The organism is Nocardia sp. NPDC057455 (genome assembly GCF_042802775.1).
Lineage (GTDB): Bacteria > Actinomycetota > Actinomycetes > Mycobacteriales > Mycobacteriaceae > Nocardia.
This window is the reverse complement of sequence record NZ_JBHVDM010000151.1, coordinates 1-9,400: the sequence shown is the minus strand read 5'-3', so window position 1 is coordinate 9,400 and position 9,400 is coordinate 1. Positions and strand designations below refer to the sequence as shown.

Genomic DNA, 9,400 nt, shown 5'->3' with positions numbered 1-9,400 from the left:
GCACCGCCTCGAGCAGGTCCGCGCCGCGGCCTCCGACGCGGGTCGCGACCCGTTGTCGGTCGCGCCCGCCGCCGTGTTCAGCGTGCTCACCGCAGCGCGTCCCGCGGAGGTGGACGCTCTGGTCGAGAGTGTCGGCGCGCGGGCGCTGACCCTGTGTGCCCCCGGCGAGATGTGGACCAGGCACGGCGCTACCCACCCGCTGGGCGAGGACTTCACCGGCCTGCAGGACTACCTGCCGCAGACGCTCGACGAGCGCACCGTGCTGGACTACATCGAGAAGGTCCCGGCGTCGCTGGTGCGGGAGTTCTGCCTGGCCGGGACGCCCGACGAGATCGTCGAGCAGCTCGCGGACTGGCGCGACCACGGTCTGCGCTACGCCGTGCTCATGAATCTCAGCGCAATTCATCCGCACCTCACGCGCGGGATGCTTTCCAACGCGCCACTGGTGGCGACGTTGCGTAAATTGAAAAAGCTGTAACGCAGAACAATTGACGCTCGAGCGGCATGCGCAATAGCATGACTATTCGAGCGAAGAAGCTCGTCAGATATTTGTGCTGCTGCGGTCGGGGGGCTCAGCATGGACCCGCATTTCAGGCCAGGAGAAATAATGGTCGACATTGCAATAGTGGGTATCGGCTGCCGGTTTCCAGGCGGTGTATTCGACCCGAAGAGTTATTGGGATTTTCTGCTCGACAAAGGCGACGGGATCGTCGACATTCCAGCGGACCGCTGGAGTATCGAAAAGTACTACGACCCGGATCCGGACGCGCCGGGGCGTATGTACACCCGGCGCGGCGGATTTCTCACCCAACCGCTGTGGGATTTCGACGCCGACTTCTTCGGCATCGCCCAGAAGGAGGCCGCCATCCTCGACCCGCAGCAGCGGCTGCTGCTGGAGGTGACGTGGGAGGCGCTCGACGACGCGGGCATGGCGGGCCGGGTCTCCGGCCACCGCGTCGGCGTGTACGTCGGCGGCTTCATCCTGGACAACGTGCTCGGACGCAGCGGTCCGCTGGTCCGCTCGGCGATCACCAGCCACACCGCGATGAGCGCCTCGCACACCTTGCTGTCCAACCGCATCTCCTATCTGCTCGACCTGCACGGCCCCAGCCTGACCGTCGACACCGCGTGCTCGTCGTCGCTGGTGGCCACGCATCTCGCGGTGCAGGCGATCGCCAACGGCGAATGCGAGATCGCACTGGCCGGCGGGGCGAACGCGATGCTGCAGCCGGAGACGTTCATCTCGATGTGCAAGGGCCGGTTCCTTTCGGTCGACGGGCGCTGCAAGACCTTCGACGCCGCCGCCGACGGATACGGCCGCGCCGAGGGCGCGGGCGCGGTGCTGCTCAAGCCGCTCGATGTGGCGCAGCGCGACAACGACCGTGTCTACGCTGTCATCCGCGCGACCGGCGTGAACCAGGACGGCCGCACCATGGCCATCCCGGTGCCCAATCCCGTTGCGCAGGAACAGTTGGCCCGCCAGGTGCGCGACGACGCCGGCGTCGCCGCGCACGAGGTGAGCTACCTCGAGGCGCACGGCACCGGCACCGCGGTCGGCGACCCGCTCGAGATGTCGGCGCTGGGCGCGGTGTACGGCGCGGTGGACGGCCGTGGCGAACCGGTGCCGGTCGGTTCGGTGAAGAACAACTTCGGGCACACCGAAGCCGCTGCCGGGGTCGCGAGCCTGATCAAGGCCGCGCTCACCCTGCACCACCGCACCGTCGCTCCCCAATTCGACTTGACCACACCGAATCCGGAGATCAAGTTCGACGAGCTACGACTACGGGTCCCGCTGCGTCCCGAACCGCTGCCCGCGGAGCCGGGCAAGGGTGTGGTCGCGGTCAACGGCTTCGGCTACGGCGGCACCAACGCCCACGTCATCCTCGCCGAAGCGCCGCCGCGGACCGCGCGGGCCGACGACGAACGCCCGGTGCCGAAGGTGCTGCCGATCTCCGGCCGACACGAGACCGCGGTGCGGGCGCTCGCCGGCGAACTCGCCCACGCGCTCGAGCACCATCCCGCCGACGCGGTGACCGCGGCGGCCTGGACTCGGCGCGCCCACCACCCCTTGCGGGTCGGCTTCGCCTACGACGACGCCGACGATCTGCGCACCCAGTTGCGTGCCTTCGCCGCGGGCGAGGGCCGCGCGCCGTCGCGGGTCATCGGCGACGGCGAGGTGGAGCCCGTCTTCGTCTTCAGCGGAATGGGGCCGCAGTGGTGGGGCATGGGCCGTGAGCTGCTCACCACCGACAGCACGTTCGCGAAGGTGGCCAGGGAGATCGACCGTGAGTTCATCTCGATCGCGGGCTGGTCGATCCTGGACGAGATGCTCGCCGACGAGGCCGACTCGCGGATCATGCGCACCGCGTTCGCCCAGCCGGCAAACTTCGTGCTGCAGGCGGCGCTGACCGCCGAACTGGCCGAGTACGGCGTGTATCCCGCGGTGGTGGTCGGGCACAGCGTCGGGGAGGTCACCGCCGCGTACGTCTCCGGCGCGCTGTCGCTGCGCGACGCGCTCACCGTCAGCTACCACCGCGCCCGGCTGCAGGCGACCACCGCGGGCACCGGAGGCATGCTGGCTCTCGGCATGTCCGAACGCGAGGCGCGGGAGTTGCTCGCCCGCACCGACAGCATCTCGATCGCCGCGGTGAACAGCCCCGGCGCGGTCACCCTCGCCGGCGACAGCCAGGACCTGGAACTGCTGCGCGACACCCTGTCGGCCACCGGCACGTTCGCGCGCAGCCTGCGAGTCGAAGTGCCGTACCACAGCCATCTGATGGACCCGATCCTCGACGACCTGCGCGACGCGCTGAGCCAGCTCGCCCCGCGGGACGCGAAACTCACCACGTATTCCACCGTGACCGCCACCGAGATCGCGGGCACGGACTGGGGCGCGGACTACTGGTGCCGCAACGTCCGGGAGCCGGTCCGGTTCGCCGACGCCATCGGCGCACTGGTCGACGCGGGCCACCGGGTCTTCCTCGAGGTGGGCCCGCACCCGGTGCTCAGCGGCAACATCCGCGAGATGCTGATCCATCGCGGAGCGATCGGCGCCTCGGTGACCACGCTCTCGCGCGACTTGCGCGACCGCAACAACGTGCTGCGCGCCGTCGCGGATCTGTATGTCGCGGGCTCGCTGGACGGTTCGGCCGTGCCCGGTCGGCCGGACTCGATCGTCGAGCACCTGGATCTGCCCGCCTACCCCTGGCAGCGCAAGCGGGTGTGGCACGACGAGCCGGTCACCCTGCTCGATCGTCTCGGCACGCCGGAGGGCTATGCCCTGCTCGGTGATCCCACCACGGCGGCGAGCTCGGAATGGGAGGTCCAGCTCTCGGTGTCGCGGCTGCCCTGGCTGCGCGACCACGTCGTGGACGGATATGTCGTGCTGCCCGGCGCCGCCTACCTCGACGCCGCGCTCAGCGCCGCCGTCGAACGCACCGGACGCGCTAGCGTCGGCCTGGAATCGGTGGAGTTCGTCGCGCCGCTGGTGATCGACGAGCACGACATCCCGGTACTGCGGGTGAGCGTCGAGGAGTCGACCAAACGCTTCCAGATCCACTCGCGCTCGGCCACCGCCACCACCTGGACGCTCAACGCCCACGGCAGGCTCATCGAGGCCGACTTCAGCGCCGCCGTGGTGGACGTCGACGCCCCTGAGCACGCCGCCGCGGTCGCGGGCCCGGATCTCTATCGTGGGCTGGCCGCTCGCGGGCTGGACTACGGGCCGGCCTTCCAGCGCATCGTCTCTGCCGTCGTCGGCGCGGACGCGGTGGTCGCCTCGCTCGCACCGGTCGAGTCGGCCACGCCGATCCGGCACCTGGCCCACCCGGCAGTGGTCGACGCCGCGTTGCAGTGCGTCGCCGCGCTGGCCGCGGACTCCGATAGCGACGTAGCGATCGTGCCTGCCGCCATCGCCGGGGTGCGTCTGCTCGGCGCGCTCCCGGAGCGACCGCGGGTCGTGGTGACCCGCCGCGGCGTGCACCCGCTGCGCGCCGATATCGCCATCGTCGGCGAACACGGCGAGGTGGCCATGCGGCTGCTCGGCGTCGAGTTCCGTCCGGTCAGCGCGGCTGTCGACGTCACACACCAGCTGGAACGCGTGTTCTACCAGCCCATCTGGGAGGTCGTCGCGGCCCCGGCGGGTGAGCGTCCCGCCGAAGCGGAGGCCGTGATCGCCGTCTGTGTCGGCGCCGACGCCGCCGATCGCGCGGCCGCCCTGCTGGGCGAGCGGACCGACGTCACCGTCGTGCTCGCCGACGCGGACGCCGACGACAACGACGAGCGCCTGCGGCTGGCGTTGCGCTCACCCGACGGCGTCCCGATCGCCGAACGAATCCGGGTGATCAGCGTGTTCGGCGCCGCGTTCGACGGGGCGCGCAACGTCTACTGGCTCGCGCGCGTGGCGAATGCCATCGAGCATCTGCTCGCCGACGCGCCCCAGGTCCGCGTCCACAGCGTCGTCGTCACCGAGAACGCGCTGTGCACCCCCGCCGACACCGCCGTACAGGTGTCGCACGGCGCGCTGGTGGGCGCGCGACGCGCTCTGCTCAACGAACAACCCGCCGCGGGATGGCGGCTGGTCGACGTGGCACCACAGGCCACCACCCCGCCGACCGACCTCGTTCTCGCCGAGGACGTGCTCGACGAGATCGGCCTGCGGGGAGACGACCACTGGGCGGTGCGACTGGACCGGAACTTCGGCACGTACCTCGACGAACGCAACCGTGCCGTCCCGCTGTCGGACCCGGAAGCCTCTTTCGTGGCGGAGATTCCGAAGTCCCGGTTGATGTCCGATCTGGCGTTGCGCGAAACCGACCGGGTCGCGCCCGGTCCGGGTGAGATCGAGGTCCGGATGGAGACGGCCGGGCTCAACTACAAGGACGCGATGAAAGTCATCGGCGTGCTCACCGAAAGAGAACTCGCGGGCACCTATTTCGGCACGACGGTCGGCATGGAGGGCTCCGGCGTGGTCGAGCGCGTCGGGCCCGGCGTCACCGACGTCGCGGTCGGTGACCGGATGATGGTGTGCGCCAGGGATATCCTCCGCAAATACGTGACCATGCCCGTAGACGCGGGCGCGACACTGCCGCACCAACTGCTGCCCGGAGAGGCCTACGACCCGCTGACCTGCGGATCCGGATTGCCGTTCCTCACCGCCGAATTCGGGCTGCGGACACTGGCTCGGCTGCGGCCGGGTGAGACGGTGCTCGTGCACGGTGCGGCGGGCGGCATGGGCATGGCCGCGGTGCAGGTCGCGCTGGACATCGGAGCGACGGTGATCGCGACGGCGGGCACGCCCGAGCGGCGTGCGCAGGTGCGCCGGCTCGGCGCGCAGCACGTACTCGAGTCGCGATCGGCCGACTTCGTCGACGCGATCGCCGAGCTGACCGGCGGACGCGGCGTCGACGTCGTCTACAGTTCGGCTCCCGGCGAGATCCTGCACCAGAACTTCCGCGTGGCCGCGGAATTCGGCCGAGTGGTCGACATCGGCAAGGCCGACATCTACACCGGCGGCGTCATCGATCTCGGCCCCTTCGACCGCAACCTCACGTTCTTCTCCGTCGACATGGACCGCGCGCTGGCCCACGACCCGGAACTGCTGCGCACGCCGATGCGGGCCAGCCACGCGGCATTGCGGTCGGGCGCATACCGGTACCTCCCCTACACGGCCTATCCGGTGTCGGAGCTGGCCGCGGCTTTCGAGTCCGTCGCCCGATCCGACCAGATCGGCCGGGTTGTGCTGGACCTGCGCGAAGAACAGCCGATGGTGCGCCCCAGGCTCGCTCACCCGCGCATCGACCCGGACGGCTGCTACCTGGTGACCGGCGGTTTCGGTGGGTTCGGACTGGCCACCGCCCGCTGGCTGGTCGCCGAAGGCGCACGCAAACTGGTGCTGGTCGGCCGCAGCGGCGCGTCCACCCCGCAAGCCGAGCATCAGGTCGCGGCCTTCACGGCGGCGGGCGTGGCGGTGATCGAGGAACGCGTGGACATCGCCGACTACGCCGCCACGGCCGCGCTGGTGGGCCGCATCCGGTCCGTCGCACCGCTGCGCGGGATCTTCCACGCCGCCGGGGTGGTGAACAACCTGCCCATCCCGCAGATCACGCGCGAGTCGCTCGACGAACTGTTCGCCAAAGTGCGTGGCGCCCAGCATCTGGACCGGGCGGTCGAGGCGGCGGGGATCGAACTGGACATGTTCGTGCTGTACTCCTCGATCAGCGCGCTGGGCTGCATCACCCCACAGGTCGGCTACGCCGCCGCCAACGCCGCCTTGGACGCGCTCGCGGCCGACCGGCGTGCCCGCGGCGCCGCGGCGCTGGCGGTGAACTGGGGCTTCATGAGCGGCGGCGGCATGGCCGACAAGACCGAGGCCCTGGTGGACTACGTGAAGTCGATCGGCTTCCTGCCCATCGACATGGACCGCGCCACCGCCCTGCTGCGCGAATGCCTGGCACTCGACAGCGCTCAGGTCGCGGTGGCCGATATCGACTGGACGGTGTGGTCGCGGGTGGCGCGGCCGTCCACCGACACCCGCCGTTTCCGTCAGTTGCTCACCGACATCGGGGTCGGCGGCGAGGCCGGCGGCACCCTGCGCACCGAGATCCTCACGCTGCCCGTCGAACAGCGCGCCGACTTCGTCGCCCAGCGCCTCGCCGATCAGCTCGCGGTGGTGCTCGGCGTGGACACCGACACCGTCAACATCGACGAGCCGGTCACCGACCTCGGCATGGACTCGCTGATGGCGATGGAATTCGGGGCCCGTACCGAGAAAGAGCTCGACGTCAAGATCTCCGCACTCGAACTCAGCAGGGGCCTGTCCTTGCGCGGCATCGGCGCCAAGGTGGTCAGCCAGTTCGCCGAGACCGCCGACGCGCAGGCCGCGGCATGAAAGGAACCGACATGTCCACCGAGCTGATCGCCTACGCCGATATCGACACCGTGCTGGGTCACCGGGACGGGCGGTTCTTCGGGGAGGGGTACAAACGAATCACGCACCGCATCTTCGACATCGCCATCGGCCGCGACGCGCAGGACCGTCCGCGGCTGACGGCGAGGGCCGGAGTGCACTATCCGCTGGACTGGTCGCGCAAGAGCACCCGCGTGCTGGTGCCGCACGTCAGCAGCATCGACTGCTCGATCTTCGGCTACCGGCTGCTCGAGGTGATCCTGCGTTCGTGCTTCGGGCTCACCGACAGCGAAATCCGGTCGTGCTGGGTGCCGTTCGTCCAGTTCAGCAGCGGAACCATCGCGACGGAGTCGCTGGAGGAGTTCCCGATCAGCGCGACGGTCGTCGCGGTGGAAGAGAACACGATCAGCATCACCGGAGCGCTGGGCGGCGGCATGAGCCTGGAGGCCACCGTAGCGCTGCCCGCGCCGCCGCGACTCTCGCAGGCCGCACCCAGCACCGTGCCGGAGAGCGGTCGGGGATACTTCCACGGCGGGGTGTACGCCCGCGGGCAGTATCTGCGCAACGTCGTCGTCTCCGACGGCGGCAGCCGCGCAGACGCCGATTTCGTTCTGACGGAATCGGATTCGGCAGGCCCTTGGTACGGGGTGGCCGACGCCTACCAGCCTTCGGTGACGCTGGTCGACGCGACGGTGATCCTGGCGCAACTGTCCCAGGTCGTGCTCTACGAGCTGGACAACATCGCTCGCAAAGACAGCGAGACGCTGTGGATGCGCCGGATGACCGCGCGCGCGTCCGCTCCCCCGGCGCCGCGAACCTCGGGCACCGCGACCACACACATGGTGCGCTCGATGATCCTCGCCTTCGGCGGCGGCGACTGGCGCATCTCCAGCTGGGCATCGGACTTCGCGGGCTGCGAGATCCGATACGACCTCGCGCACCGGCTGCCGGCCTGACCCCACGCATCCCCGAACGATCGGAAAGGCATTCCCATGTCGGGAAACAACTATCGACGCATCGTCATCTCCGGAACGTATTCGACCGGAAAGACCACGACCTCCACGGCGCTGTCCCTGCTGACCGGCATTCCCCGGGTGGACGCCTCATCCGCCCGCGAGGTGGTCACCGAGCTCTACCCGGGCATGCGCTTTCAGGATTTGAGCACCACCGAATTGATGGCGCTCGGCTTCCGCCGGCTGGAGCTACGCATCCAGGCCGAGGCGATCCTCGACGCCCAAGGCGGTTTCATCGCCGACGGCTCGGTGCTCAACGAGTGGGTCTACGGCACCACGCGGCTGGTCACCGGTCCCAACCCGGGATCGAGCCGATGGCACAAAGCCGTCAAGAACACCATCACGCTGCCCGGCCGGCCGTTCTACCGTCGCTACCTCAACGCCTACGGCGACATGGCCCGGCAGCGCGCCCGGCAGAACTACGACATCTTCTTCCACCTTCCGGTGGAGGTGCCGATGGACCCCGACGGCCACCGGCCGGTCGACGAGCGCTATCGCGCCATTTCCGATCAGCAATTGCTGCACGCGATCAGCGAGCTCGGGCAGCCGGTCGTGACGGTACGCGGCACCCCGGAACAACGCCTGGAGTCCATCGTCTCGATGCTCGACATCCCCACCGTGATGGACATCGACGTCGCGGTGAAGGAGGCGATGGAGATCGTGCGCAGCAGCCGCGAGCGCGTCCAGGAAACGATCATCGCCCAGCAACAACCGCACACCATCGGCCGCAAGATCAAGTTCGCGACTCGCGTTTAGGAGCACGCCATGACCGTCCTGTTGGACAAGACCAAGCGCTACAACCCGATCGACTCGTGGTTCTACGACAACTTCATCTCCGATGCCGTGCGGGAGATGACCCCCACTCTGTTCGACGACATCGTCGCCCAGCTCGACCAGGGCGCGCAGGTGCTCGATGTCGGTTGCGGCGGAGGGCAACTCGCGGTCGGCCTGGCCACCGCCGGAACCACGCTGCAGCTGACCGGCATCGACCTCTCCCCACAACAGGTGCGCAGGGCCCGCAAGCGCGGCGCGGCGCTGGGCAGCCGCATCCAGTTCCGGGAGGGATCGGCGATGGATCTGCCGTTCCCCGACGCGGCCTACGACGCGGTGATCAGCTCCGGTTCGATCAAGCACTGGCCGAATCAGCGCAAGGGGCTCGCGGAGATGATCCGGGTGCTGCGGCCAGGCGGGCTGCTGCTGGTGATCGAGGCCGATCGGGGCTGCACCTTCGAGGACGCGCGGACCTTCGTGGACCGCTGGAAGCTGCCGCAGCCGATGGCGCGGGCCTGCCTGCCGTTCTTCCGCACCTACATCGCAGGCTACGGCCTCGATCTGGAGGACGGCCGCGAACTCGTGACCGATCTCCCGGTCACCGACGCGACGGTGCGCCGCATCCCGGGCGAGCCCGGCATTCAGATCATCGCGCGCAAACGGGCCGAGTGAGCACCGGTCGCATCGGCGAATCCGGCCGGTAGCGGGC

General features: G+C 69.4%; 5 protein-coding genes. All 5 read left to right on the top strand.

What is annotated here, in order from left to right; translation table 11 throughout:
* Positions 1 to 478: LLM class flavin-dependent oxidoreductase (locus ACFU5M_RS33240; protein WP_379055366.1), on the top strand; the 478-nt coding region annotated here is incomplete at its 5' end.
* A gap of 129 nt (positions 479 to 607) precedes the next feature.
* Positions 608 to 6,889, top strand: coding sequence for an SDR family NAD(P)-dependent oxidoreductase (locus tag ACFU5M_RS33235; protein WP_379055364.1), 6,282 nt, complete (start codon positions 608 to 610; stop codon positions 6,887 to 6,889).
* Positions 6,890 to 6,900: 11 nt separating this feature from the next.
* Entirely contained in the window at positions 6,901 to 7,863 is a 963-nt protein-coding gene (locus ACFU5M_RS33230; protein ID WP_379055362.1) for an AvrD family protein, read from the top strand.
* 36 nt (positions 7,864 to 7,899) lie between these two features.
* On the top strand, positions 7,900 to 8,676 hold the full coding sequence (locus ACFU5M_RS33225; protein WP_379055360.1) for an ATP-binding protein: 777 nt from the start codon (positions 7,900 to 7,902) through the stop codon (positions 8,674 to 8,676).
* A 9-nt stretch (positions 8,677 to 8,685) separates the two neighbouring features.
* Positions 8,686 to 9,363 (top strand): class I SAM-dependent methyltransferase, encoded by a 678-nt coding sequence (locus ACFU5M_RS33220; protein WP_379055358.1) that lies wholly within the window; start codon positions 8,686 to 8,688, stop codon positions 9,361 to 9,363.
* Positions 9,364 to 9,400 lie beyond the last annotated feature (37 nt).